Here is a 26,192-nt window from a genome sequence, read left to right as displayed (position 1 = left end):
TTTGATAAAATTAATAGTTTAAATTAATTATATATCATAAAATTAAAATATATTATAAATTTTATATAAATAATATTTATTTATATAAAAAGTAAAGTAAACCATCACAAGCTTTAGAAAGTATCATATAAGTTTCGTTAAAATCTCCGCTGTACCAAGGATCAGGCACTTCATTATACTCTAAATCTTTTGCATAAGAAGTGATTTTTTGGATTTTATGTTTACAATCTGGAAAATTTTTAACTACATCATTATAATTAGAATTATCCATTACAATAATTAGATCATTATCTTCGCACATTTTCAAATTCAGTTTTTGGCTGTAAAATCCTTTAGTGCTAATATTTTTACTATGAAGTAATGCTTTGGTTTGATGATGCATATCTTCTCCATCGTGATAACCTGAAGTTCCTGCACTGCATATACTAAAACGATCATTTAAATTAGCTTTATTGACAAGATCTTTCATAATAAACTCAGCCATAGGGGAGCGACAAATATTTCCTAAACATACAAAAATAATTTTAGTCATAATTTTTCCTCAAAAAATGTGTAGTTTTATTAAAATTATAGCAGTAATTAAAAATGTTTTTTAAGGTTAATAAAAACTAAGATATAATTTTTAACAAGCGGGGAGCTTTTGCTGAGAGGAAGTTTAACTTCGACCCTTGAGAAGTTTGGTAATGCAAACTTTGAATTCTTGCAAAAACTTTCCTTTTTAGTAAAAAAGGATAAATAATGATACAAGCAAAAACTAAAACTAAAATTCCTATTTTGACGATAGCCGGAAGTGATTGTAGCGGTGGAGCAGGAGTGCAAGCTGATCTAAAAACTTTTAGTGCACACCATTTGTTTGGTATGAGTGTGATTTTAAGTGTGGTAGCTGAAAATACCGCAAGAGTTATTTCATCTTTTGATATACCCATTTCAATTATCAATGAACAAATGCTAGCTGTATATGAAGATATAGAACCAATGGCTGTGAAAGTCGGTATGCTCGGCTCCAAAGAAATCATCACTTGCGTGAAAGAAAATTTATTGCATTTTCAAGCTAAAAATGTAGTGATTGATCCTGTTATGTTTGCTAAAAATGGCTATGCGTTAATGCCTTTGGAAAATTGTCAATTCTTTAAAGAAGAGATTTTACCTTTAGCGGATGTGCTTACTCCAAATATTCCTGAAGCTGAGTTTTTATGTGGCTTTAAAATTCACAATGAAGATGATATGAAAAAAGCAGCTATAAAATTACACCAAGAAGGTGCAAAAAGTGTTTTAATTAAAGGTGGGCATAGTAAAGAAAACACTAATGATGTTTTTTATGATGGAGAGGTGTTTAATATTTTTAAAGCTGAAAAGATTGATACAAAAAATACACATGGCACAGGGTGTACATTAAGTTCAGCAATAGCTAGCAATCTTGCTTTAGGTAAGACAAAGCATGAAGCTGTAAAACTTGCTAAAGAATATATATATGGGGCAATTTTGCATTCATTATCACTTGGTAAGGGTTGTGGCCCAACGAATCATTTTTTTATGTTAGAAAAGGAATAAAATGATCATTCAAACATTAAGAGAAAAGCAACCTTTAATTCATCATATCACAAACTATGTTAGTGTTAATGATTGCGCTAATGCAACAATTGCCATTGGTGCAAGTGCTGCGATGGCGGATTTTTATGAAGAGCAAGCTGATTTTGCTAAGATAAGTTCAGCTTTAGTTTTAAATACAGGTACTATTAATCAGCTTATTGCAAATTCCATGTTAAAGGCGATTAAGGAATATGCTGCTTTAAACAAAAGTATAGTGCTTGATCCGGTTGCTTTAGGTGTAAGTAAAGCAAGAGATCAAATTAATTATGAATTACTTGGTTTAAAAGGTATTTGCATTATAAAAGCAAACGCATCTGAAATGGCAAGTGTAATTGGTTTAGATGGAAAAGCAAGGGGCGTGGATAATACTTTTATTATTCATGATGAGTTTTTGGAAAAAGCAAGAGAATATGCTAAAAAAACCAAAAGGATTTTAGCCGTAACTGGCAAGGTGGATTATATTATCAGTGAAGATAAAATTGCTAAAATTTATAACGGATCGTCTATGGCTGCAAAAATAACAGGTGCGGGTTGTATGTGTGGTTCTTTATGTGGTGCTTTTGCTGGAATTTTGGAGGATAAATTTGAAGCGAGTTTGTATGCTTTGTTGAGTTTTGGTATAGCTAGTGAACTAGCGCAAGAAAATTCAAACGGAAGCGGTAGTTTTAGAATAAATTTAATCGATGCGTTGAGTAATTTAAACGATGAAAAAATCAAAAATAAGGCACAATATGAATTCATTTAAAATTTATCTAGTTGCAAGCAAGGGCACCAAAAGCGAAGTGGAATTTTTGAATATTTTAGAAGCTTCTTTAAAAGCAAGAATTGATATTTTACAACTTAGAGAAAAAGATCTTAGCACTTTAGAATTTTACAATCTTGCTTTAAAGGTTAAAGTGCTGTGTGAAAAATACAACACTCCTTTGGTGATAAATGACAGAATTGATATTGCTATGGGGGTAAATGCACAAGGAGTGCATATAGGTCAAAAAGATATGCCATTAAAAAGAGCTAGAGAGCTTTTAGGAGAAGATAAGATCATTGGACTTACGATCAATCATAAAAGCGAACTTGATAATATTCAAGGTGCGACTTATCTTGGGGCAGGGGCTGTTTTTGCTACACCGAGTAAGCAAGATTGCACTGTGCTTGGAGTAGAGGGCTTAAGAGAAATAGCAAGCCTTAGCACTTTGCCTGTGGTAGCGATTGGTGGGATTAGTGAAAGTAATTTAAATATGCTTCAAGGATGTGATATTCAAGGGGTTGCGGTAGTCAGAGCTATAATGCAAGCAAATGATTCTTATATAGCAACTTTAAATTTAAGATCAAGTTTTGATAAAACTTTTATAGGAAAATAATGATTTATTTTATAGGAGATAAAGAATTCGATGGTGTTAAGACTATAAGATTAAATGAAATTAAATTTCTTGATTTTGAAGCGAATTTAAAGGAATTTGATTGTTTAATCATTAGCTCTAAGAATGCACTAAAAGCATTAATGTTAAGTAAAAGCAAAATTGATTTTGATATTAAACTTTATGCTGTAGGTCAAAAAAGTGCTGATTTTGCAAAAGAGCTTGGTTTTAAAAGTGTCAAATATCCCAGCAAGACTTATGGTAAAAATTTAGCTAGTGAGTTTTTATCTGAGTTTCAAAATAAAAAATGTCTTTATCTAAGAGCTAAAAAAATTAGCTCAGGTCTTGATGAGTATTTGTTAAAAGAAAATATCTTTTTAAAACAATTAATCGTTTATGAAAATATAGTTATAGAACCTAAAAAAGATGAGCTAAAAATACATCATCCTAGTGTTTTTATCTTTAGTGCTCCTTCAAGCATAGAGCAATTTTTGAAGTTTTTTACATTAGAAAAAGAAGATAAAGTTGTAGTTATAGGCCAAAGCACGGCTTTAAAACTTTGTAATTTTAAAAATTTATATATATGCAAAGAGCAAGATCTAAACTCTTGCTTGAAATTAGCTAAGAGTTTGGTTTTTTAAAAGTTTTATATACTAAAAATGAAGCAATAAAAATCATACAAATATCCCCCACTAAAGTAGCTAGCCAAACTCCGTTAATTCCTAAAAATTGCGTTAGTATAAATAAGGATAAAAATGGAAAAATAAGACTTTGAGCAATAGAAATCCCCAAAGAAAGTAAGGGTTTGTCAAGTGCTGTGAAAAATGAAGCGCAGAGTTTTCCAAACCAAGAAAATAAAAATGAAAAAGAAAAAAAGATTAAGGCATTTTGTGCTATATGGATAAAATCTTGATTGTTATCTTTATTAAAAATATCTACTATAAGAGTGTTGAATAAATAAACAAACAAAAATGCCATTGTGCTTACACCCCAAGAAGCAAAAAACATTCTTTTAAAAATAGCTTGAATTCTTGTAATATTTTTGTGTCCATAGTTATAGCTTAAGGCTGGTTGCATAGCATCGCACATGGCTAAAACTAGCATGAAAACAAAAGTACTAAGATATAAAATCACAGAAAATGCTGCAACAGCTGTATTTCCAGAAAGTTTAAGCAAGAAAGCATTAGCTAAGATGGTATAAAAAGAGCTAGAAATATTAGAAAAAAATTCAGATGAGCCATTATAGAGTATATTTTTTAGTATTTGTAGTTTAATTATTGGTTTTTTAAATTTTAAAGTTAAATCTTTAAAAACAAAAGGTAATATCCCTAAAATGCTTCCTAAAAACATCCCTATACAAGTTGCTAAAGCTGCTGAAAAAAGCCCCCAATCAAAAACTACTATAAAAAGCCAATCAAGAAAAATATTACTCAAAGCAGTAATGATATTAACCATCATGCTATAAAAAGTTTTTCCACAAATCCTAAGATAATTATCCATAGCAAAAGCTAGCATAATAAAGGGAGCAAAAATGGCAAAAATTTGCATATATTCAGTAGATAAACTTTGAATATTCTCATTAGCTCCCATAAAAACACTTAATGTTTTTGCTAGAAAAAATCCTAAAATTCCCATTAAACAAGAAATTGCAAAAATAAGAACTATACAAAAAGAAAAAATAGCTCTTGCTTTTTCGATTTTTCCTTTTCCTAGATTGATTGCTATTTGTACTGATGAGCCTATGGCTATCATATCAGCTAGAGCAAAGCTTATCATGATAAAAGGCATCATTAAATTCATAGCAGCAAGTGCATTTGAACCTAAATATCTTCCAACAAAAATTCCATCAATAATCACATAAAGATAAATAAAAGCCATACTAGCCATATTTGGCAAAGCGTATTTTATAAAAAGTGTAGTAGGATTTAGTGTAGTGTAAAAATTATGTATCGACATAGCTTTCCTTATTAAAAATTATTTTATTTAAAATTTTATAGATAAAATAAATTTAATAAAGAGATTCTATACCTTCTATAATATCTTTAAAATATGGATCAACAATGATAATGAAAAAATCTTTGAAAAACATTTATATCACCCAAATTTTAAAAATACAATAAATATTTGGCATTATATTTAAGCTGTAATTATAAATTTCTTAATGTAAATTTTAATTTTTTTTAGACGATTTTTATAAACCCACAAAAAAGGAGCAAGGATGCAAATAAATTCGTATTCACGCGTGGCAGTAGAGTCGCAAGTTAGCAATAGGAAGGCTAATTTGAATACAAAACTTGAAGATGCCAATACTAAAAGTGCTAATAGCACAAAAGATATAGATGAGGATAAGCTTAGTAAGCTTGCTAGCATAGGCGGAAAAGGCATAACCGAGCTTTATGCTATGAGTTTTATGCAACAAGCATTTAGCATGAGTTCATCCAATGGTCTATCTCAGGCAGGGATTTTTCAAGGAGCTCAATCTAAGGATTCTTTAACAGCTATTTTATCAAATGTAGATTTTAAAGCTATAGGATATGAAGGTAAAGATATACTTAGTTTAAATGCTGATGAAGCAAAAGAGCTTATTGGGGAAGATGGATATTTTGGTGTAGCAAAAACATCTCAGAGATTGGCTGATTTTGTTATTAATGGGGCTGGTGAAGACATGGAAAAACTTCAAAAAGGTTTAGAGGGTCTAAAAGTAGGATTTGCACAAGCGGAAAAAATGTGGGGTGGCAAACTTCCTGACATCAGCTATGAAACAATTGATAAAGCTATTGAAGTAGTAACTCAAAAAATTAATGAGTTGGGCGGAAATTCTTTAGATATCAATGCATAAAATTGTATCCCTAGTATGCAAGCTAGGGATTTAGTCTATTTTTAAAACACTTAAAAATGCTTCTTGAGGTAAATGTACTTTGCCGATAGCTTTCATTCTTTTTTTACCTTCTTTTTGTTTTTCAAGAAGTTTCCTTTTTCTAGTGATATCCCCACCATAGCATTTTGCGGTTACATTTTTACCCATAGATTTTACATTTTCTCTTGCAATAATTTTATTTCCTATGCTTGCTTGGATAGCAACTTCAAAAAGCTGTCTTGGGACGATTTCTTTCATCGCTTTTACTAGTTCTCTACCTTTGCTTAGTGCTTTTTCATTTGGCACTATAATGCTTAGTGCATCGACATTTTCACCAGCTACTTTAATATCAAGCTTTACAAGATCGCCCACTCTAAATTCAATAGGCTCATAATCAAAGCTAGCATAGCCTTTAGTGAGTGATTTTAATTTATCATAAAAGTCCATAACGATTTCATTTAAAGGGATATCATATTCAAGCAAAACACGCTCAGGAGTGATGTAATCCATCTTTGCTTGCATACCACGCTTGCGATTTAAAAGAGTGATTAAATTTCCTAAGTACTCACTCGGTGTAATGATAGTTGCTTTTACATAGGGTTCTTTTATATGATCTATTTTATTTACAGGTGGTAATTCACTTGGATTTTGAATTTTTAAGACTTCTCCATCGGTTTGATAAATTTCATAAGTAACGGTTGGAGCTGTTGCAATTAAATCAAGATTAAACTCACGCTCTAATCTTTCTTTTATAACTTCCATATGTAAAAGACCCAAAAAACCAACCCTAAAGCCAAATCCTAAAGCCAAAGAAGTTTCAGGTTCATAAGTGATAGAGCTATCATTTAATTTTAATTTATCAAGTGCGTCTCTTAAATCTTCAAATTTATCCGTTTCTATAGGATACAGTCCTGCAAAAACAAAAGCTTTAGCCTTTTCAAAACCACCAATAGCTTCTTTTGCTTTGTTTTTAGTTAATGTTATGGTATCACCTACTTGAACATCAGCAACATTTTTAAGTCCAAGCACGATAACACCTACTTCACCTGATTCTAATTTTTTAGTTTTTATAGGGCTTAATGGATGAGGGTAGAAAAGATCTTGCACGAGATGTTTTTTATCTGTACTCATAACTAAAACTTCATCATTTTTAGCAATATTTCCCTCATAAATTCTAACTAAAGCTAAAGCTCCAAGATAATTATCAAACCAAGAATCATAAATTAAAGCTTTAGTAGGTGCTTCATCATCAGTTTTTGGCGCAGGAATTTTTGTAATGATAGTTTCTATGAGTTCTTTTATACCTACACCTGTTTTTGCACTAACACAAATTGCATTAGAGCAATCAATTCCTATAATATGCTCTATTTCATGTTTTACTTTTTCAATATCAGCCGAAGGAAGATCTATTTTATTAATCACTGGTATGATTTCAAGATCATTTTCTAAGGCTATATAAACATTGGCTATAGTTTGAGCTTCTACTCCTTGTGAAGCATCAACAACAAGCAAAGCCCCTTCACAACTTGCCAAAGAGCGACTTACTTCATAAGAAAAATCAACATGGCCTGGAGTGTCGATCAGGTTTAATATATATTCTTCATTATTAAATTTATAATTTAAACGTACAGATTGAGCTTTTATAGTTATACCACGCTCTTTTTCTATATCCATGGTGTCCATTACTTGCGCACTCATTTGTCTATCACTAATTGCTCCGCATTCGCTAATAATTCTATCAGCTAGTGTGCTTTTTCCATGGTCAATATGAGCTATGATAGAGAAATTTCTAATATTTTTCATTTAAAAACCCTTAAGATTGTCTCATTTTTCTTTTTGCTAGGCCTATTTGCTCATAAGCATCTATTTCTTTTTTTAAAGCCTTGTAACGCTTTGTTAGTTCATTGTTTAAAAATGAAATATTTTTAGGGGTAGCATTAGCATTAGCTGAAATAGCACTAATGAAATCAAGTTTTCTTTTAGTAGCACTATCTTTTGGATTAGAGCCAAATTTTTGTGAATTTAAAAATTGCAAGATTAAAGCTTGAATTTCTTGGGAATTTTTTGCCCTATTAGCCTTGGATATAAAATCTTCTATATTGCTTATTTTTGGAGCTTTGGTTGTATTGGATTTATTGGCTTGCTTATCTTTATGAGTAAAAAATAAAACCAAAAGAATACCAAGTATGATAACAATAACTAAAGTTACAATTAAAAATATAAAAAGAGAATTATTCATTTAAAACTTTCTTATAATTTTTTCGCATAAGATTTTTTGAAATAACTTGCTATACTTAATGCCACCATAAATAAAAATCCCCAATATACATAATCAGGAATTTTTACAGAATCTCCTGCTGCGTAAGAATGCATACCGGTTAAAAAGTAATTTACTCCAAAATAAGTCATGATAATCACCCAATATGCAAACATAGAGCAAACTGCAAAAATATATTGATTTGCCCATTTTGGTACCATTCTAATGTGCAAAATAGCTGCATAAACTAAAATACTAATTAAAGCCCAAGTTTCCTTAGAATCCCAACTCCAATATCTTCCCCAGCTTTCATTTGCCCATATAGCACCTAAGAAATTCCCAACCGTAAGCAAGCAAAGCCCCAAAATCATAGCCATTTCATTAATTCTTGTTGCCTCTGTGATATTTCTTAAAATATTTTCATTATGCTTGCCATTGATTTTTAGCATACATAGTAAAACAAGTACAAATATACCTAATAATGTACATAGTCCTAAAAATCCATAACTAGCAGTAATAACTGAAACATGTATAGTAAGCCAATAAGATTGTAATACAGGAACCAAATTAGTAATTTGTGGATCCATTTGGCTAAGATGAGCTACGCCTAAAGTAACTCCTGCTAAAATAGAAGTTAAAGAAAGTGCAATAGGGCTTTTTCTTGAAAAGAAAATTCCAGATAGCGATAGAGCCCAAGCTATATAAACCATACTTTCATATGCATTGCTCCATGGAGCACGACCTGCTATATACCAACGCAAAGCCAAGCCTAGAGTATGGATGAAAAATGCTACAATGTTAAATATATAAACATATTTAAAAATAAAATCAATGCGAATTTTTGGCATTAGCATTTTAACAAAAACTATAATCAAAAGTAAAAGTCCAGCACATAAATAAAGTGGAGTAAGATTTACAAAAATTTGACTTTTATTGAAAAAGATCTCTGTGCTAATTTTTTTAGCACTTGGTATAACTTCATGGCCATATTTTTCTTGATAGTTTTTGATGATATTTAAATTTTTAGTTGCATCGTCCCAGTTATTGTGTGTAATAGAATTATTAACTGCATTAAAATAGTTTTCTAAAATACTTTTAACTTCCGCACCTTCTTCACCTTTTAATCCTATATAGGCTTCACGTGGTGCTACCCATTGATTATTAGTGCTATTTTGCAAAGGAATAAATCTAAAAATATCACCTGAGAAGATTAAATTTACAATATTAACTCTTTCATCAAGCTTGATGATTTCTTTATCAAAAACACTTCTACGATTTGGATTTTTTCTATTAGCATTTTCTACATATTTTTGTAGTTTATAAGTATCTGTAGTAAAAAAATCTTTAAAACTAGTATAAGCTCTAGGTTTAATACCTAAAATTTTAGAAATTTCTTCATTAACCAAACGACTTGTTGGCATAAATATAATATCTTTATCATACCATGCGCTACCATCAAAAATCATTGATATAATAGTTGCTTCAGCACTTTGGCCTTGAAAGATTGTATTTTTATATATTTTTTCTAAAACTTCCATAGCTAAGGTATTAAAAGGAACCATTCTACCATCAGGTTTTTGTACTACTAAAGAAGCAAGTTCCTTAGCATGTGTTTCATCCACCTTGATGGGTTCATTTGCATAAGTATTTTGGCTTGCAAAAAAAACTAATATAAATGCCAAAATAGCACTTGTTTTTTTAAGAGTGTCTTGATTGATTAATTTAGCTAAGGTTCTAAATCTTGAATGAGGATTTAAAATATTTAAAAACATTCCTAGTGTAAGTAAAAAATATCCTATGTATGTAGGAATTTTACCCGGATCTTTATTAACTGAAAGTATAGTGCCAAGCTCATCTTGATCATAAGAACTTTGGTAAAATCTATAACCTTGATAATCTAAAACATTATTCATGAAAATTTTGTATTCTAACTTTTGATTAGCATTGTTAATTTCGACATAACTTGCATAAGACATAGGTGACATCGAGCCAGGATAGCGTTTTAGTTCAAAGTCTTTTAAGTACATTTCAAATGGCATTTCTATTCCTTTAGGACCCCATCTTAAAAAGAAAGGTTGGCCTGCTACATCAATACGAATAGGTGAGTTGTATTCTACTAGGAAAACTTCTTTAGATTCTCCTTTATAGCTTAGTTTTAGTTTCAAAGCATTAATGGCGTTATCTGAAAGTTGAGTTGGCATATATTTAGTGCTTTGTGCAAAATCTTTGAAGTTGTTTAATAAAGAATTATTCCAATATTTTGCCTCGCCAAATAAAGAAATCAAAGCGTTGCGCCCTAGCTCTATCCAACTATTTTTAAACCAAGTAAAATAGCTTTCATCTTGAACTTGATTAATACCTTCTAAGGTTTTTTTACCATGCAAGGAAGCAAATTTAACCACTAAATTAATATCATTAAAAGAATATAATCTTAAATCTTTAGCTTGTGCTTTTTGATTTGCTTTTAAAATATTTTCTTTTCCATCGCTCATTGACATGTATTTTAAATCAAAGTCAGCACTAAGTTTTAAATCTTTATCAATTTTTATATAAGGACTTGGAGCAGAGTCGTTTAAAAATGCTATATTAACACCGTTGATATTTTCAATATCTCCTGCTTGAAAAAGCAATTCTTTGGACTCATTATTTTGTGAAAGCATTAAAGATAAAAGAGGAGCAGAATTGTTATCATCAATATAAATTTCTTTTGCATCTAAGATTAAATTTTCATATGAAATTTGAGCTTTTTCATCAGGTAAGATTAAATTAAATGAAAAATCATTTACAAAAGGTAAGGTAGCAATATATTCAGATTTTGCAGCACTATATACTTTATCATCTTTTAAAGTTGCTATATAGATATAACTTTTTGAAGTTTCAATGATGTTGTTTTTTTCATTTTCTCTAATATGTAAATTTCCTTCAAATCCCATATATCTAGTCATAGCTGAACCTAATAATATAAATAAAAATGAGATATGGAAAATTAAAAGCGGTATTTTTTTCTTATTAAACATTTTATATTTAAAAAGAGCTGCTAAAAGATTAATCCCTAGTATGAGCTGTATAAAGGCAAACCAAGAAGAGCCATAGATCATTGCCCAAGCTGTTGGAGTGTTATAAGCACTTTCTATGAAAGTAGCTAGGGCGCAAAATAGGGCAAAAATTAAAAATAAAAAAATTGAAATTTTTATATTCCCAAAGGCTAAAAGTTGTTTTTTCATGAATTAAGCTCCAAGGTATTTTTTTCTAATCTCATCATTACCGATAAGATCTTTTCCGGGTGCATGCATGGCGATTTTGCCATTTTCTAAAACATAAGCATAATCGCTGATTTTTAAAGCTGAAAATGCATTTTGTTCTACTAATAAAATAGTGATTCCTTCTTCTTTTAATTTGACTATAATATCAAAAACCTCTCCAACTATTTTTGGAGCAAGACCTAATGAAGGCTCATCAAGCATTAAAAGTTTTGGCTCACTCATAAGTGCTCTTGAGATAGCTAGCATTTGGGCTTCTCCGCCACTTAAAGTTCCTGCTAATGCATTTTTTTTATCTTTTAATCTTGGGAAAAGTCTATACATTTGATTTTTTAAATGCTCATAATTTTCTGCATTATTAAAAGCACCGATTTTTAAATTTTCTTCTATGGTGAGATTGATAAAAACTCTTCTTCCTTCGGGCACTAAAGCAATACCTTTTTGAACTAGAGTGTGAGGTAGGTGTCTTTGAGTATCATAGCCTAAAAAGGTTACTTCACCGGTTTTTTTAACACAATTTAACATTGCACTAAGTGTTGATGTTTTTCCTGCGCCATTTGAACCTATTAAGCTAACTATACTTCCTGTTTTTATGGTAAAATCAATACCTTTAACAGCTTCTATTAAACCATAATAAACATGTAAATCCTTAACTACTAGCATTAAAATCTCCCAAATATGCACTAATTACTTCAGGGTTTTGCACCGCATCGTTTGGTTTTCCCTCAAAAATAGTCTTACCATAATCAAGCACCATAACTCTATCACAAAGCTTATTCACAAATTTCATATCATGCTCAATAAGCAAAACACTAATTTTTTTGCTATCTCTTATGTTAAAAATTAACTCAGCTAAATCATCACTTTCTGTAGAATTCATACCTGCTGCAGGTTCATCTAGCAATAAAAGCTTAGGATTTGTTGCTAAGGCTCTTGCTATTTCAACTTTTCTTTGCTGACCATAGCTTAAACTAGTAGCTTTTTCATTGGCTAAATAAGCAATATTGAGTTGTTCTAAAATTTCATAAGCTGCTTTTTTCGCATTTTTTTCTACTTTGGAAAATCTTCCAAGGTGTAAAAAAGCTTCAAAAATATTATATTTAATACTCTTATCAAAGCCAATCAATACATTTTCTAAAACACTCATGCTTGAAAAAAGTCTGATGTTTTGAAAAGTTCTTGCTATACCCAGATGAACTATTTTGTGTGGTTTTAAATGATCAATTTTTTTTCCTAGAAAAAAGACTTCTCCGCTACTTGGCTTATAATTTCCTGTAATAATATTAAATAGTGTGGTTTTTCCTGCACCATTTGGGCCTATAAGTCCAAAAATTTCACTTTCTTTAATGGCAAATGAAGTATTTGCTATAGCATTAACTCCACCAAAATTTTTATGAATTTCTTTAAGTTCTAAAATCATTTTTTCTTCCTTTTAGAAAACTTAAATAAAATATCTGTTAATTCTTTATCGCCCATTATTCCTCTTCTTGCAAAAAGCATTACTAAAATTAATATAACAGAAAATACAACCATTCTAAGACCAGGCATAGCAGGAGTTTCATAGCCAAAAATATTCATACTTTCATCTAAAAATCTCAAATATTCACTTCCGCCTATCACCAAAATAGCACCTATGATAGCACCGGTAGTTGAGCCTAAACCACCCAAAACAATGATGATTAAAAGTTGGAAAGTAAATAAAAAGTCAAATTGCTCAGGTGAAACTGAAGCTAGCGCACAAGCTAACAAGCCTCCTCCAACACCTTCTAAAAATGCTGAAGTGCTAAAAGCTAGGGTTTTGATATTAAAGGTATTTATGCCCATTGCTAATGCCGCATCCTCATCATCTCTTACAGCTTTCATGGCTCTACCAAATTTTGAACTAACAATGTTTAATATGATAATAACAGAAAATATAGCAATCCCACCACTCCAGTATAAGGTAGTATGCTTAGGAATATCATTTAAACCTAAAGAGCCATTTGTAATAGAAGCAAAGTTAATCGCCACCAGTTTGATGATAATACCAAAACCTAGTGTTACAATAGCTAAATAATCTCCTCGAACTCTAAATACTGCAAAAGCTAAAACTAAAGATAAAAGCATAGCACAAAGTCCAGCAGCAAGTAAAGCTACAATAAAACTTGGCGAATGTATCATCAAGATAAAACTACTTGGATCTTCTAAGGAAAACTGATCGATTTTGCTTTCACTTGTAAGCAAAACTAAAGCTGTAACATAAGCTCCTATAGCTACAAAGCCATTTGGTTCTAATGAAAATTGCCCTGTAACTCCATTAATAAGATTATAACTTACTGCTAAGATTACAAAAATAGCAATATTACTTAAAATTCCCATTTTATAATCATTGAAAAAATAAGGAGATATAAAAAGAAAAGCAAGTGCTATGATAAAAAAACTTAAATGTATAATTTTTCTTGCAACCATCTTAAAACCTACTTTTTTCAAAATTTATGCCCAAAATTCCGGTTGGCTTAAAAAGTAAAATTAATACTAAAAAGATAAATGCAAAAGCATCTTTAAAACCAGAAAGATCAGGAAAAATAGCAACTACAACAACTTCTGTAAATCCTATAATCAAACCACCTAAAACTGCTCCAGCAACCGAACCAATACCACCTAAAACAGCAGCACCAAAGGCTTTGAGTCCTATAAGGGTTCCCATGCTAGGTTCAACAGAAGGATAACTAACAGCCCAAAAAATACCACCAATAGCAGCTAAAGCTGAACCTAATGCAAAAACAATAGCAATAATACGATTTGCATCAATACCCATTAAATTTACAGTATGAATATCAAAAGCTAAAGCTCTAATAGCAATGCCATATTTGCTTTTATAAAGTATGAATAAAACTACTAATAATATGAAAAATGTTAAAATAGGCACTAAAATACTATTGATACTAATGCTGATATTATTGAAATTCATCACTGTTTCAAAATAACTTGGTACAGGAAAATATTTTGGAGTTGAGCCAAATAAGACATTAAACACATTTTGTATTAAAAAACTTATACCTATGGCTGTGATAAGTAAAGAAATTCTAGGTGCTTTTCTTAAAGGTTTATAAGCTACTCTATCAATAGCTATACCTAAAGCTGCCGCAAATAACATAGCCAAAGAAAGAGCACCTAAAAAAGGTATATTCATACTTGTAACACAAAATAAAGCCGAATATGCACCTACCATCATGATATCACCATGTGCAAAATTGATCAATCTTAAAACGCCATAGACCATTGTATAGCCTATAGCAATAAGTGCATACATGCTACCTAAGCTAAAACCATTTATAATTTGCTGTAAAATTAAAGAACTATCCATTGAACCTCTTAAAATTTTATTTACGGAAGAATCGTATCTTTATAAACTTGTTTTTGATTTTCTATTGATTTTATAACAATTGAACGTGCGGCATTACCTGATTTATCAATGCTAATTACCCCGCTAACTCCTTCAAATTTTGAAGTAGCGTGGATATTATTATTGATACATTCACTATTAAAATCATTAATACATTTTTGCATAGCCTCAAAAATCACAAAATACGCATCCGCACCCATGGCTGTGAAATTTGGAACTTCTTTGCTTTGTTTTTCATTTTCATAGGCTAGTATGAAGTCTTTTGAAAGCTGTGTTGGCGGATTGTTATAATCAAAACTATCAGTAAATAAATATCCTTCAGCTGCTTCTTGAGCTAGATTGATAAAGGTTTCATCGGCAACCCCATCTGCTGAACCCATAGGGATATTTATACCCATTGCTTTTGCTTGGCGTGCAAATAAAGAAGCTTCTGTGTAATATATTGGAAGAAAAATAAAATCAGGTTTTAAATTTTTAATTTGTGAAAGAATGGCTTTAAAATCTTTATCACCTGCTGTAATTCTAAATTTATCTAAAATTTTTCCACCTTGTTTATTAAATTCTTTTTCAAAGGCTCTAGTTAAACCCAAAGAATAATCCGTACTTTGATCGCTAATAATTACAGCCTTGGTATAATTTAGTTTATTTTTTACATAAGTAGCCAAAGATGAACCTTGGAAACTATCCATAAAACAAACTCTACTAGCATATAATTTTTTATTTAAAATTTTATCAGCAGTAGCCGCAGGAGCAACCACCGGAATCTTTTTCTCTTCACCGATTCTTATCACTTGTAGAGTATTAGCTGTTAGCATTTCGCCAATAAGCGCATAAGCTTTATTTTGTGAAATCAATCTTGCACTGGCATTCGCACTTTCTATTTTATCGCCCTTTGTATCGACCACAACTAAATTTACTTTATCGCCATTGCTTAAAGTGTTTTTCATAAAATTGGCAATTTTTATTCCATCTAAGGCGCTTTGTCCATAAGCAGCAGTTGCTCCTGTTAGAGGTAAAACTACGCCAATGTTAATTTCTTTTGCTTGTATAATATTGCAAGCTATGATAGATAATATAGCTATACTGATTTTTTTCATAGTTTAACCTTTCAAGGATTAATAATAGTTTTATAAACTTGTTTTTGTTCTTGTATTTCTTTTATAATTACAGAACGACTTGCATTGCCACTAGCATCTATACTTATGACTCCACCTACACCTTCAAAATTACTGGTTGAATGAATTTTATCATTAATGCATTGTGTATTTAAATTATTAGAGCATTCATTCATTGCATTTATCATTACATAATAAGCATCAGCTCCCATAGCAGAAAATGCAGGAAGTTCTTTGGTGCCATGATCTTTTTCATAAGCATCAATGAATTTTTTAGATAGAGTTGTTGGAGGGTTATTGTAATCAAAACTATCAGTAAAGATTACTCCGTTTACAGCATCACCACCAAGCTCGATAAATGTTTTATTATTTACCCCATCTCCTGCACTTAAAAGTTTATTAAAACCAATTGCTTTTGCTTGTCTTGCTATTAAAGCAGCCTCTGGATGATAAATTGGCATATAAACAAAATCAGGGTTGATACTTTTAAGTTGTGAAACAATAGCTTTAAAGTCTTTATCGCCTGAAGAAATAGTTAATTTTTTAAGCACTTTTCCACCATTTTTTTTGAATTCTTTTTCAAAAGCCCTTGCTAAGCCTAGTGAATATACATTGCTTTGATCAACTATCACAACTACACTTTTTAAATTTAAATCTTTATAAGTATAGTTTGCAAATTTATTTCCTTGAAAACTATCCATAAAGCAAACTCTACTAGCGTAGCTTTTTTTATCTAAAAGCTTATCACCTGAAGCAACTGGAGCTATAGCTGGAACTTTTCTTTCTTCAGCTATAGATAAAACTTGCATAGTGTTTGGTGTAACAGCTTCACCTATGAGCCCTAAAACTTTATCTTGAGAGATAAGTCTTGTAGTGGCATTTGCTGCTTCTATTTTATCACCTTTTGTGTCAATGGTTATGATTTTAATACTATCTCCATTTTTTAAGTTTGGATTTAAAGTATTGGCTAGTTTAATACCCTCGTATACATCATTACCATAAGCTGCTAAAGCACCGGTAAGTGGTAAAACAACACCTATTTTTACTTCTGCGGCATAAATTGAACTAGCATAAAGTAAGCTAGCTAATAGTAGATTTTTTTTCATAAAAACTCCTTTTTGTTATTTTAAAAATATATTATTTTTTGTTTTGGGAGCAGGTTCTTCTTCTAAAAGATCTTTTTGATTAAGTTCTATAGAAAAATTCTGCCCCTTTAAATAAGCTATGATGTGATTCATATCATTATCATTTAGTTTTTTAGCATATAAACTCATTTGAATATTATCACTTGATTTATTTTCAAAATAACCATTAGCATAATCTTTCAAAGCACCTTTGATTTCTTCTGGACTCAAATCCTTAAGAGCTCTTTTGCCATAAGAATTTTTTTCACCATTTTCTCCATGACAAGTGTTGCATTTATTTTTAAAATATATTTTTTTAGCTTTTTCTAAGTCATAACTAATATTATCATTAAAAGTATAGGTAAATAAAGATTTTATATTAAAAGCCAATAGCGAATTGGCAAATAAAATACTTATAATAAACAAGCGAAACATAAATATACCTTTAAAATATATAAATAAATCTCGATTATATCTAAAAAAAATAAACAATTTTACTCCACTCTCACTTTTTTAAAAATTCCAAAACTTTAAGTCATTTCGCAAAAGCTTATAGAGGTAAAATACTCAGAGTATTAGCAAGTAAAGATGTACATAACAAAGAAACTTTGCTTGAAAACTTACCTAATGAATTAAAAATAAAAGAGATTAAAATACAAGGATTAAAAGAGGAAATTGTTTTAGATATAGTAGTAAGCTAAGCCAAAAGGCTTAGCTTGTAAAATTAGAATTTGTATAAAGCTTCAAGTCTGATGAATTGATCTTTTTTATCATCTTCACCATTAGTGTTTAAATCTTCAGTTAAGAAAGAATAAAATCCACTAAATGTAAGTTTTGGACTATAAGCATAAGATACACTTGCTGTATATTCGTTTTTGTCAGTATCAGCTCTACCTGCTGCATATTCAGTTGAACCACCAGTATAGTCAAATCCTACTCTTAAGGTTTCAGCAAAAGTATAACCTAAACCTGCAAAATAGAAGAAGTTTTCACCCATGTCCCCAGTTAATTTACTACCATCTGAATAGAAAATTTGTTTAGCTGGAGCTATTACTCTACCTGTATCCTCTAAAGTAACTACAGTAATTTTATCTTTTTCACCATAGCCGATAACACCTGCTTGGAAATCAAAGGCAGAGATTTGTCCGCTGAATTTAGCAGCATAGAAGTTACCATCATCTACACCATTTTCATAAAATTTTTCAAAATCACTTTCTAGGCTATTTCCTAAGTATTGACCTTGAATTTTAAAATTCATATCATTAAATGCGAATTTATAACTAGCATCTACTGCATATAAGAAAGCATTGCTTGCTGAATATGCTGCCCATAATTGGAAAGCAAATGGATCAAAATCACCTAATACAGCTGCACCATATAGTGATGATTTAGGTAATTTTGTATCTGTATAATCTCCGTCATTGTTCCAGTTGAAAGCATCAAACCAAAAACCAGCAAAAGTTAAACCTTCGATAGAGTTATTGATAATTTTACTACCTGTTCCTACAGCATCATCAGTCCAGATTGAACCAACTTCCATTTTACCAAAAGCAATGCTTGTAGCATAAGCTTCGTTAGTATATTCTAAGTAAGCTTGTTGAACAGCAAATGTAGAACCAGTATCTGTTCCTGTTGTTCCTTGACCAAAACCAGAATCTTTTGAAGTATATTGGAATTGAACAAAAGCTTTAAAATTATCATCTAAAGCTGCTTTAAAATTTAATTGAGCTTTATAATTGTGTGTGTTGTTTTTAGAGCTATTGTAACCATTGTCAATTGTATCACCTTGCTCTAATCTATCAGATTGGAATCTGTATCTAAACATTCCTGATACATCAACATCTTTTATAGCTTCTTCAAGTGAAACAGCATTAGCTGCTGAAAAAGCACCTGCAGCTAAAGCTGCTACTAAACTAAGTTTAACTAGTTTCATGAGAATTCTCCTTATTAAAATTAAAACTATGACTTGTATTATAGCACAGTTTTATATAAGAATTCTTAAAGTTAGTAAAATTGTATATTTATGAAGTTAATTAATAAGATAAAATATTAAACTAAAAGATATAACTTTTATATACTAAAGAGTTGATTATAAAAATACATTTAAGAATAAATAAAAATACTAGTTTGCTTTAATTGGTTAATTACTTATGAAAACATTTTACAATTTGCATTTAGAATATATCTTTAAAGATCTAGTAAAAAACTAGATCTTTAAAAACTAAGGAGTTATCTATGAATGTTTGCTTTTACAAGTATAATTATGCTCTTTGATGGTTAATGTTTGGAAACTGAGGAAATTAGCATTTTAATTTTTTGATAATACTATCTAGTTTTTTACTATCTCCATCTTTTAGATCTTCTAAAGCTTCTATAGCAGGTGCAAAATCTTCCATTTCATCAAGATAATTTTCTAAAGCATTGCGTAAAATTGCAGCTTTTTTCTTTTTAGAAAATTTTGCAGTTTGACTTAAACGTTTATAAAGTTCTTCTGAAAGGGTTAAAGTATATCGTTTATTCATTGTTTAGCCTTTATTTTTGTTTTATTGCTTCTTGGCAAGTCTTGCATTTGTAACTTGCGTTGGTTTTTTGAATTTTTTGATGCACATCAAAGGGAACTTTGTGAATTTTATCCATGCATGAGCAAATGTATTCATAAATTTCTTGTGTATTTTCAGTGGCTGGTGTAGATTTGTTTTTATTTAGCTGTGCTTGATGCCATTTTTCTATCTTCATATCCTCTCTTAAGATATGCTCTAAAAGCCATTTAGATGCAATTATATTAAGTTTTTCTTTTAAATCATTAGTGCTTTTGATATTTTGAATTAAATCTATCATGGATTGAATAATACTTTTGTGAATTTTTTGATGATTAGCAAGTTCAGGATAACCTATTTTTGCCATATATTTTTCTTCTTCGGTAAAATGCTCTTTCATATAGTTAAAAAAATCTGCAAGTAAAAATTTGATTTGTCCTTTGTGAACGGGTTTATCTGAAATCATCTCAACATTGGCAGCAAGTTCGAAAAGTTTTTTATGTTGTTTATCAATTTCATCATTGTGAATACTGTATTTATCGCACCATTTTGGTAGCATATTAACTCCTTATTTATATTTAGCAGAGTTTTGTAGGCATTATAATTTACAATATTTTAAATTATGATTAATTTTTGTTAAATTTCAATTTTTTCTTTACATAAAATTAAATTAGCAGAGCATTCTTTGCATTTAAATTGCACTTTGGAATATTGTATTTTTAAATGAATGTCATAAGGGACTTTATGAGTTTTTCCTTCGCATTGACATTGATATAAAAATTTTTTAGGCTTTTGTGGTTCTTCTTTGAAAGTGTCTGAGGTGTTTTTGACTTGGGTACTTTGACGCCAATACTCTATCATCATATCGTGTTGAATGATATGCTCTATAAGCCAAGAATTAACTACTATATATAATTTTTCTTTTAAGTCATTAGTGCTTTTTATACTTTGTATGAGTTTTATCATAGATTTTGTGATTTGTTTATGCATGAGTTTGTGTTGGTTTAAATAAGGATAGTTAATTTCAGCCATGTAATTTTCTTCATCTTGAAAATGAATTTTAATATAGTTGAAAAATTCAGCAATGAGCTTTTTAAGTTCTACTTGGTAGATTGGCCTATCAGAAATTTCTTCAGCTTTAGCGGCAAGTTCGAAGAGTTTTTGGTGTTGAGTGTCTATTTTTGCATTATTGATACTATATTTTTGATCCCATTCAGGTAACATAATAAATCCTAAGAGTATAAATTATAAAAATGGTTAATATTTTATAAATATTTGGCTTTAACTCTGCTAAATTCACATTTAATTTACACAAAAAAAATATAATGTTTTAAATAAAAAATAATAAAAAGGTTAAAAATGGCCACACAAATTCTTTTGCTAGAAGATGATATTAATTTAGGGGAAATTGTTAGCGAATTTTTAGAAGAAGAAGGTTTTATAGTTACTTTAGTAGATAATGCACAAGATGCACAAGATAAAGCTTATGAGAAAAATTTTGACTTATGGATTTTAGATGTGAAAGTTCCTTTGGGAGACGGTTTTAGTGTGCTTAAAAATTTAAGAGAAGCTGGTAAATATACTCCGGCTATTTTTATGACATCATTAAATACCACTATGGATTTACAAAAGGGATTTGAAAGTGGTTGTGATGATTATATTAAAAAGCCTTTTGAATTACAGGAGTTAAAAATAAGAATTAACGCTATTTTAAAACGTTCTTTTGCTCATAAAAATGAAGACTACGAGGATTTGGGGAATGGTTTTAAATTTGTTTTTGTTTCGCAAGCTTTATATCAAGATGACAAGCCTTTAACTTTACCTTTGAAAGAATTAAAACTTTTATCTTTACTTTTGAAAAATAAAGGTAAATTTATAAATACCACTTGTATTTTTGAAGAAATTTGGGAATATGATCAAGAGCCAAGTGAACTTAGTCTAAGGGCTTATGTGAAAAATTTACGAAAAATTCTAGGTAAGGATAGTATTATTAATCAAAGGGGGAGAGGTTATTGTTATGTATGAAGCCAAGCGTGTTGCATGGCAAATTCTTTCTTTGTATTTAGTAAGTATAGGAAGTGTTCTTATAGTACTTTTTGGTGTATGGTATGCAAAGTTAATAGAAGAATTAATAACTGAGCACAGTATAAAATTAAGACAAGAATATCGTTTTGTGATTTTACAAATGGAAAAATTACGTTTTAAGCCTATTGAAAAAGGTGCTAAAAAGATTGCTCAAATTTCTAATATAAAATTTGCAATATTTGATAGAACTAAGGTTTATTTTTCTAATCTTGACTTGCCAGCTCAAACAACTTTTTTTAAACTTAATAGTGCAAATATTTACAATAATAGTACCTTGATTTATATAGCTGATGTAAATTTAAATAACTTATTGCTTGTAAACACTCAAAGTCAAAGTGCTTTAGAGGTTTTAGGCGATGTCAATCGCTTGAGAGTTTTGATACAAGGTATTGATATCTCTAAAGAACTTGGATTTATAAGGTTTAAGGTAGCTTTAGCTATGGTTTTTTCTTTGATTTTTGTAAGTATAATGGGGTATTTGATCCTTAAATTTGCATTGAAGCCTTTAGAAATGAGAATAAGATTTTTAAATAATTTTATAAAAGATACTACTCATGAGATTAATACGCCAATTAGTGCAATATTAATGAGTGTAGAGAGCTTAGAAAGAAAAAAGAATTTTGAAGAGATTAAAGCCTTAAAACGTGTAAAAATAGCTGCTTTGACTTTAAGTCATTTGTATTCAGATTTAACTTTTTTGAATTTTTATCAAGCTTATGAAGCTAAAAAAGATTGGATATTTTTAAAAGATTTGATTAAGGAACGAATGGAGTATTTTAAGGTATTTTTAGATCAAAAAAATATCAACTTAGAACTTGTTTTGGAGAATGGCGGAAAAATTTATGCTAATAAAGAGCAGTTTTTTAAAATGTTTGATAATCTTATTAACAATGCTATAAAATATAATGTAAAAAATGGTCATATTAAGATAATGCTTTTAGAGCAAAGACTTATAATAGAAGATAGTGGTTGTGGTATTGCAAAAGAAAATTTGGTCAATATTTTTGAGCGTTATTCAAGATTTAATGAAAATCAAGGCGGTTTTGGTATAGGGCTTTCTTTGGTCGATAAAATTTGTAAAGATCATGATATAAAAATAAAAGTAGAAAGTGAGTTAAACAAAGGGACAAAATTTATTTTAACTTGGAAAAATTAAAATTATTTATTACTCATTTTAGCTTTTTCTTTAGCATTTATAAGTGTTGTGATAAATTCATTTAAATTTTTAGTATCATTTTGGTTTAGAGTTTGCGGGGTATGATTTAGCATTTGAGTGATTAAAATTTCATTACTTAAGTCATTATCGCCAAATTCTCTAGCTTTTTGTAAAATTTTTAAAGCAAGTAAATTTTTTATTTCATACATTTTAATCCTTTAAATAAATCACGCTGGCAATACGCTTTGGAGTTTTATTTTCTCTATATGAGAAAAATCTCTTATCGTCAAAGGTGCAAAGATTAATATCAAAAATATCTTCAACCCCTAATTCTTTTGCTTGAAATTTAACTAACGCTTTTAAATCAAACATATTTTCATACAAAAAAGATACGAAATTTTTTTTACTGTAGTTTAAAATTTCACCATTAATCTTATAATTTTTAGCACAAATTCCTGCTGAAATAATGAGTTTTAAATTCTTTGCTTGAGTGTTAAAACTTTCTTGCATTTTCAAAATAGCTTCTTTTAAGATATTTTCAAAACAACCTTTTCTACCAGAATGTAATGCTGCTATGACTTTATTTTTATCATCATATAAAAGTAAAGGTAGGCAATCAGCACTTAAAATACATAAAGCCACATTTTTCTCATTGCTAATTACTCCATCAGCATCAAAATGAAAATTTTTATCATAGCAAGTGATGATGTTTGAGTGAATTTGGTTTAAAAATATGCATTTTTGTATGGTTTTTTCCCAAGGAAAAATATTATTATAAATCTTTGCTCTAAAAATATTATAGTCTTGATCAAAGGCTATGAAAGCCTTGCAATGATTATTTTCTAATAAAGTGATATAATCTTGTCTATTTGTTGCCATGAAGGTTCTTTTTTATAGTGTAGTTGTCTATGAGTATATCTTGCTAAAAGATCGCTTTCTATATTCACTCTTCTTCCTATTGTATAGGTTTTGAATAAGGTTTCTTTAAAAGTTATAGGAATGATAGTTAAACGAATACCATCTCTTAAAACTTCATTGATGGTCAAGCTCACTCCATCTATGCCAATACTAGCTTTATTTGCCATATAAATTTGTATATCATTAGGACATTTAATATAAAAATCTACTCCATTTTCTTTTTTGATAATATTGCTAATTTCACCGATACCATCAATATGTCCTTGCATTAAGTGCCCATCTATTCTATCGCCATAGCGTAAAGCAGGTTCAATATGTACATAGTCTTTTAGATTTTCAACTACTATGCGAGTTCTTGTTTCATAAGAAAGCTCAAGATTAAAACCATCATCAAATAATTTAGTCACACTTAAGCATGCACCATTAACAGCAATACTATCGCCGAGTTTTGGTTGGTAAGCGGCCTTTAGCCTTAAAGTGTTGTTTTCGTAGGATTTGACAAAGGCTAATTCGCGGATTAATCCGTTAAACATTTAATACCTTTAATTTTTATGGGATTTTATCTAAAACTTTTAAATTTCAAAAACATTTTTAGTGTTTTATTTTAAAAATTATTATATAATTTTTGCCTTTTTAGTGAAAATGAGGTCAAAATATGTATGATATAATCATAATAGGCGGTGGGCATGCTGGCATTGAAGCAAGTGCTGCCGCAGCTAAAATGGGTAAAAAAACTTTACTTTTAACTACTTTAATCGAGCAAATTGGTGCTGCAAGTTGCAATCCTGCCATAGGTGGTTTAGCAAAAGGACACTTAGTAAAAGAGCTTGATGCTATGGGTGGACTTATGGGACAAATTACCGATGAAGCTGGAATTCAATTTAGAATTTTAAATGAAAGCAAAGGCATTGCGGTACGTGGAAGTAGAGCGCAAATTGACATGGATGCTTATAGAATTTGTGCTAGAAATATGCTTTTAAAACTTGAAAATTTAGAAATTTCTCAAGAGCAAGCTTTATCTTTAATTATAGAAAATGATGAGGTTAAGGGAGTAAAGACAAATTTAGAAAATACATATTTTGCCAAAAAAATCATACTTACAACAGGAACTTTTTTAAATGGACTTATCCATGTAGGCGAAACCAAACTTCAAGCAGGTAGGGTAGGAGAGCTTGCGTCTATAAATTTAGGGGATTATTTAAAACAAAGTGGTTTGAAAATAGGAAGGTTAAAAACAGGAACTTGTCCAAGAGTAGATGCTAAAAGTATTGACTTTAGTGTTTTAGAAATTCAACCTGGAGATGAAAATCCTAAGGCATTTAGCTTTAAAACCAAAAATTTCAAACCTAATCAGCTTCCATGCTACATTGCAAGAACCAATCTCACTACGCATGAGATTATTAAAAATAATTTTTATCGTGCACCACTTTTTACAGGACAAATTGAGGGCATAGGTCCAAGGTATTGTCCTTCTATTGAAGATAAAATTAATCGTTTTGGTGATAAAGAAAGTCATCATTTATTTATAGAACCGCAAACTAAAGATGCAACTGAATATTACATCAATGGCTTTTCTACTTCTTTGCCTTATGAAGTGCAAATTGCAATGTTAAGAAGTATAAAAGGTTTTGAAAATGCTAAAATCACGCGTTTTGGTTATGCTATAGAATATGATTATATTGATCCAACAGAGTTAAAACATACTTTAGAAGCTAAAAAAATTAAAAATTTATACTGTGCTGGGCAAATTAACGGGACAACCGGTTATGAAGAAGCGGCCGCACAGGGATTTATGGCGGGGATAAATGCGGTTTTAGCAATCGATGAAAAAGAGCCTTTTATACTAGGGCGTGATGAGGCTTATATAGGAGTTTTGATCGATGATTTAGTTATGAAAGGTACCAAAGAACCTTATAGAATGTTTACTTCAAGAGCTGAGTACAGACTACTCCTAAGAGAAGAAAACGCTATTTTAAGACTAGGGGGGTATGGTTATAATTTTAAACTTTTAAGTCAAGAAGATTATGCATATATTGATAATATAAAACAAAATGTTAGTAAAGGACTTGAGTTTTTACTTCAAACTACATGGACTCCAAGTAGCCAAAACAATGATTTTTTACAAAGCATAGGAGAAGAAAAAATTACTTCTATTGTTACTTTGCAAAAAATTGTCGCAAGAGCTAGTTTTAATACAGAAAAGCTAAAAACTTTAGATGAGATGTTTAAAAATATGGATGAGTATTCTTTGAATGAAATCTTAAATGAGGCGAAGTATTATCATTATATCGCAATGCAAAAAGCACAAATTGAAAAAATGAAAAATTTAAATGAGCTAAAAATTCCTGAAAATTTTGATTTTAAAAGTGTAAGTGGTTTAAGTAATGAAGTGGTAGAAAAGCTTCAAAAATTTAATCCACCTACTATTTTTGCTGCTTCGCAAATTAGTGGCATTACTCCTGCTGCTTTGGATATTTTACATATTTATATCAAAATGAAAAACAATAGATGATATTAACTTTGTCTATTGTTTTAATTTGAAAATAAATACAC

Annotated in this window: 27 protein-coding genes; 8 read left to right on the top strand and 19 right to left on the bottom strand. The window is 30.0% G+C overall.

Translation table 11 applies throughout. The annotated features are described in order from the left end of the window. Positions 1 to 76: 76 nt before the first annotated feature. Positions 77 to 532 carry a low molecular weight protein-tyrosine-phosphatase gene (locus CSUB8523_RS07000; protein ID WP_043020032.1) on the bottom strand — a complete coding sequence of 152 codons (456 nt, stop codon included), beginning with the start codon at positions 530 to 532 and terminating at the stop codon, positions 77 to 79. Positions 533 to 741: 209 nt separating this feature from the next. Between CSUB8523_RS07000 and thiD the strand changes: the two genes are divergently transcribed. The 4 genes from thiD to CSUB8523_RS06980 are packed head-to-tail and all read left to right on the top strand — an operon-like array spanning position 742 to position 3,586. Beyond that, on the top strand, positions 742 to 1,551 hold the full coding sequence (gene thiD / locus CSUB8523_RS06995; protein WP_043020418.1) for a bifunctional hydroxymethylpyrimidine kinase/phosphomethylpyrimidine kinase: 810 nt from the start codon (positions 742 to 744) through the stop codon (positions 1,549 to 1,551). A gap of 1 nt (position 1,552) precedes the next feature. Then, a complete protein-coding gene (gene thiM / locus CSUB8523_RS06990) occupies positions 1,553 to 2,335 on the top strand; it encodes a hydroxyethylthiazole kinase (RefSeq protein WP_043020031.1) in 783 nt (260 codons plus the stop codon). Then, positions 2,322 to 2,948 carry a thiamine phosphate synthase gene (gene thiE / locus CSUB8523_RS06985; protein ID WP_039664306.1) on the top strand — a complete coding sequence of 209 codons (627 nt, stop codon included), beginning with the start codon at positions 2,322 to 2,324 and terminating at the stop codon, positions 2,946 to 2,948. Before thiM ends, thiE begins: the two co-directional genes overlap by 14 nt. Further along, positions 2,945 to 3,586 (top strand): uroporphyrinogen-III synthase, encoded by a 642-nt coding sequence (locus CSUB8523_RS06980; RefSeq protein ID WP_039664305.1) that lies wholly within the window; start codon positions 2,945 to 2,947, stop codon positions 3,584 to 3,586. The genes thiE and CSUB8523_RS06980 overlap by 4 nt, the downstream gene beginning before the upstream one ends. On the opposite strand, the gene CSUB8523_RS06975 is transcribed toward CSUB8523_RS06980, so the two are convergent. Further along, on the bottom strand, positions 3,567 to 4,895 hold the full coding sequence (locus CSUB8523_RS06975) for an MATE family efflux transporter (protein ID WP_043020417.1): 1,329 nt from the start codon (positions 4,893 to 4,895) through the stop codon (positions 3,567 to 3,569). The genes CSUB8523_RS06980 and CSUB8523_RS06975 overlap by 20 nt on opposite strands. Positions 4,896 to 5,163: 268 nt before the next feature. On the opposite strand from CSUB8523_RS06975, the gene CSUB8523_RS06970 reads away from it, so the two are divergent. After that, entirely contained in the window at positions 5,164 to 5,784 is a 621-nt protein-coding gene (locus tag CSUB8523_RS06970; RefSeq protein WP_043020030.1) for a hypothetical protein, read from the top strand. A gap of 30 nt (positions 5,785 to 5,814) precedes the next feature. Here CSUB8523_RS06970 and lepA read toward each other — a convergent pair whose 3' ends face one another. From lepA to CSUB8523_RS06900, 14 genes are all read right to left on the bottom strand, one after another. Then, complete coding sequence (gene lepA, locus CSUB8523_RS06965; RefSeq protein WP_039664303.1) at positions 5,815 to 7,605, bottom strand: translation elongation factor 4; 1,791 nt, start codon at positions 7,603 to 7,605, stop codon at positions 5,815 to 5,817. A 10-nt stretch (positions 7,606 to 7,615) separates the two neighbouring features. Further along, positions 7,616 to 8,041, bottom strand: coding sequence for a hypothetical protein (locus tag CSUB8523_RS06960; RefSeq protein ID WP_052243000.1), 426 nt, complete (start codon positions 8,039 to 8,041; stop codon positions 7,616 to 7,618). 11 nt (positions 8,042 to 8,052) lie between these two features. After that, entirely contained in the window at positions 8,053 to 11,283 is a 3,231-nt protein-coding gene (locus CSUB8523_RS06955; RefSeq protein WP_043020029.1) for a cytochrome c biogenesis protein, read from the bottom strand. 3 nt (positions 11,284 to 11,286) lie between these two features. Further along, positions 11,287 to 11,982 carry a high-affinity branched-chain amino acid transporter, ATP-binding protein gene (locus CSUB8523_RS06950; protein WP_039664301.1) on the bottom strand — a complete coding sequence of 232 codons (696 nt, stop codon included), beginning with the start codon at positions 11,980 to 11,982 and terminating at the stop codon, positions 11,287 to 11,289. Next, positions 11,969 to 12,739, bottom strand: coding sequence for a high-affinity branched-chain amino acid transporter, ATP-binding protein (locus CSUB8523_RS06945; protein ID WP_043020028.1), 771 nt, complete (start codon positions 12,737 to 12,739; stop codon positions 11,969 to 11,971). Before CSUB8523_RS06945 ends, CSUB8523_RS06950 begins: the two co-directional genes overlap by 14 nt. Beyond that, positions 12,736 to 13,767: a branched-chain amino acid ABC transporter permease gene (locus CSUB8523_RS06940; protein WP_043020027.1), complete on the bottom strand. Its 1,032-nt coding sequence runs from the start codon at positions 13,765 to 13,767 to the stop codon at positions 12,736 to 12,738. The genes CSUB8523_RS06945 and CSUB8523_RS06940 overlap by 4 nt, the downstream gene beginning before the upstream one ends. Before the next feature lies 1 nt (position 13,768). Beyond that, positions 13,769 to 14,665 carry a branched-chain amino acid ABC transporter permease gene (locus CSUB8523_RS06935; protein WP_043020026.1) on the bottom strand — a complete coding sequence of 299 codons (897 nt, stop codon included), beginning with the start codon at positions 14,663 to 14,665 and terminating at the stop codon, positions 13,769 to 13,771. Positions 14,666 to 14,685: 20 nt separating this feature from the next. Next, positions 14,686 to 15,801, bottom strand: a complete 1,116-nt coding sequence (locus CSUB8523_RS06930) for an ABC transporter substrate-binding protein (RefSeq protein ID WP_043020025.1) — start codon at positions 15,799 to 15,801, stop codon at positions 14,686 to 14,688. An 11-nt stretch (positions 15,802 to 15,812) separates the two neighbouring features. Next, on the bottom strand, positions 15,813 to 16,925 hold the full coding sequence (locus tag CSUB8523_RS06925; protein WP_043020024.1) for an ABC transporter substrate-binding protein: 1,113 nt from the start codon (positions 16,923 to 16,925) through the stop codon (positions 15,813 to 15,815). A gap of 15 nt (positions 16,926 to 16,940) precedes the next feature. Then, complete coding sequence (locus CSUB8523_RS06920; RefSeq protein ID WP_043020023.1) at positions 16,941 to 17,378, bottom strand: c-type cytochrome; 438 nt, start codon at positions 17,376 to 17,378, stop codon at positions 16,941 to 16,943. A 289-nt stretch (positions 17,379 to 17,667) separates the two neighbouring features. Beyond that, entirely contained in the window at positions 17,668 to 18,876 is a 1,209-nt protein-coding gene (locus CSUB8523_RS06915; protein WP_043019494.1) for a major outer membrane protein, read from the bottom strand. Between the two features lie 367 nt (positions 18,877 to 19,243). Continuing rightward, positions 19,244 to 19,465: a ribbon-helix-helix domain protein gene (locus CSUB8523_RS06910; RefSeq protein WP_039664294.1), complete on the bottom strand. Its 222-nt coding sequence runs from the start codon at positions 19,463 to 19,465 to the stop codon at positions 19,244 to 19,246. Positions 19,466 to 19,475: 10 nt separating this feature from the next. Next, complete coding sequence (locus CSUB8523_RS06905; RefSeq protein WP_039664293.1) at positions 19,476 to 20,039, bottom strand: bacteriohemerythrin; 564 nt, start codon at positions 20,037 to 20,039, stop codon at positions 19,476 to 19,478. A 77-nt stretch (positions 20,040 to 20,116) separates the two neighbouring features. Further along, positions 20,117 to 20,704 carry a bacteriohemerythrin gene (locus tag CSUB8523_RS06900; RefSeq protein ID WP_052242999.1) on the bottom strand — a complete coding sequence of 196 codons (588 nt, stop codon included), beginning with the start codon at positions 20,702 to 20,704 and terminating at the stop codon, positions 20,117 to 20,119. A 135-nt stretch (positions 20,705 to 20,839) separates the two neighbouring features. Between CSUB8523_RS06900 and dccR the strand changes: the two genes are divergently transcribed. Beyond that, a complete protein-coding gene (dccR, locus tag CSUB8523_RS06895) occupies positions 20,840 to 21,505 on the top strand; it encodes a two-component system response regulator DccR (RefSeq protein ID WP_043020022.1) in 666 nt (221 codons plus the stop codon). Continuing rightward, positions 21,498 to 22,721 (top strand): sensor histidine kinase, encoded by a 1,224-nt coding sequence (locus CSUB8523_RS06890; protein WP_039664291.1) that lies wholly within the window; start codon positions 21,498 to 21,500, stop codon positions 22,719 to 22,721. The genes dccR and CSUB8523_RS06890 overlap by 8 nt, the downstream gene beginning before the upstream one ends. Positions 22,722 to 22,723: 2 nt before the next feature. Here the strand turns inward: CSUB8523_RS06890 and CSUB8523_RS06885 are convergent, their stop codons facing one another. Genes CSUB8523_RS06885 through ribE form a run of 3 tightly spaced genes read right to left on the bottom strand, consistent with a single transcriptional unit; the run spans position 22,724 to position 24,172 of the window. After that, complete coding sequence (locus CSUB8523_RS06885) at positions 22,724 to 22,930, bottom strand: hypothetical protein (protein ID WP_039664290.1); 207 nt, start codon at positions 22,928 to 22,930, stop codon at positions 22,724 to 22,726. A 1-nt stretch (position 22,931) separates the two neighbouring features. Beyond that, entirely contained in the window at positions 22,932 to 23,600 is a 669-nt protein-coding gene (pgeF, locus tag CSUB8523_RS06880; RefSeq protein ID WP_039664289.1) for a peptidoglycan editing factor PgeF, read from the bottom strand. After that, on the bottom strand, positions 23,564 to 24,172 hold the full coding sequence (gene ribE / locus CSUB8523_RS06875) for a riboflavin synthase (RefSeq protein ID WP_039664288.1): 609 nt from the start codon (positions 24,170 to 24,172) through the stop codon (positions 23,564 to 23,566). Before ribE ends, pgeF begins: the two co-directional genes overlap by 37 nt. Positions 24,173 to 24,294: 122 nt before the next feature. Here ribE and mnmG point away from each other — a divergent pair, with 122 nt between their 5' ends. Continuing rightward, positions 24,295 to 26,151: a tRNA uridine-5-carboxymethylaminomethyl(34) synthesis enzyme MnmG gene (mnmG, locus tag CSUB8523_RS06870; RefSeq protein WP_043020021.1), complete on the top strand. Its 1,857-nt coding sequence runs from the start codon at positions 24,295 to 24,297 to the stop codon at positions 26,149 to 26,151. The last annotated feature ends 41 nt before the right edge of the window (positions 26,152 to 26,192 follow it).

This window comes from Campylobacter subantarcticus LMG 24377, from assembly GCF_000816305.1.
Classification (GTDB): domain Bacteria; phylum Campylobacterota; class Campylobacteria; order Campylobacterales; family Campylobacteraceae; genus Campylobacter_D; species Campylobacter_D subantarcticus.
Note: the sequence above shows the minus strand (reverse complement) of the source record. Positions and strands in the feature narration are given on the sequence as shown.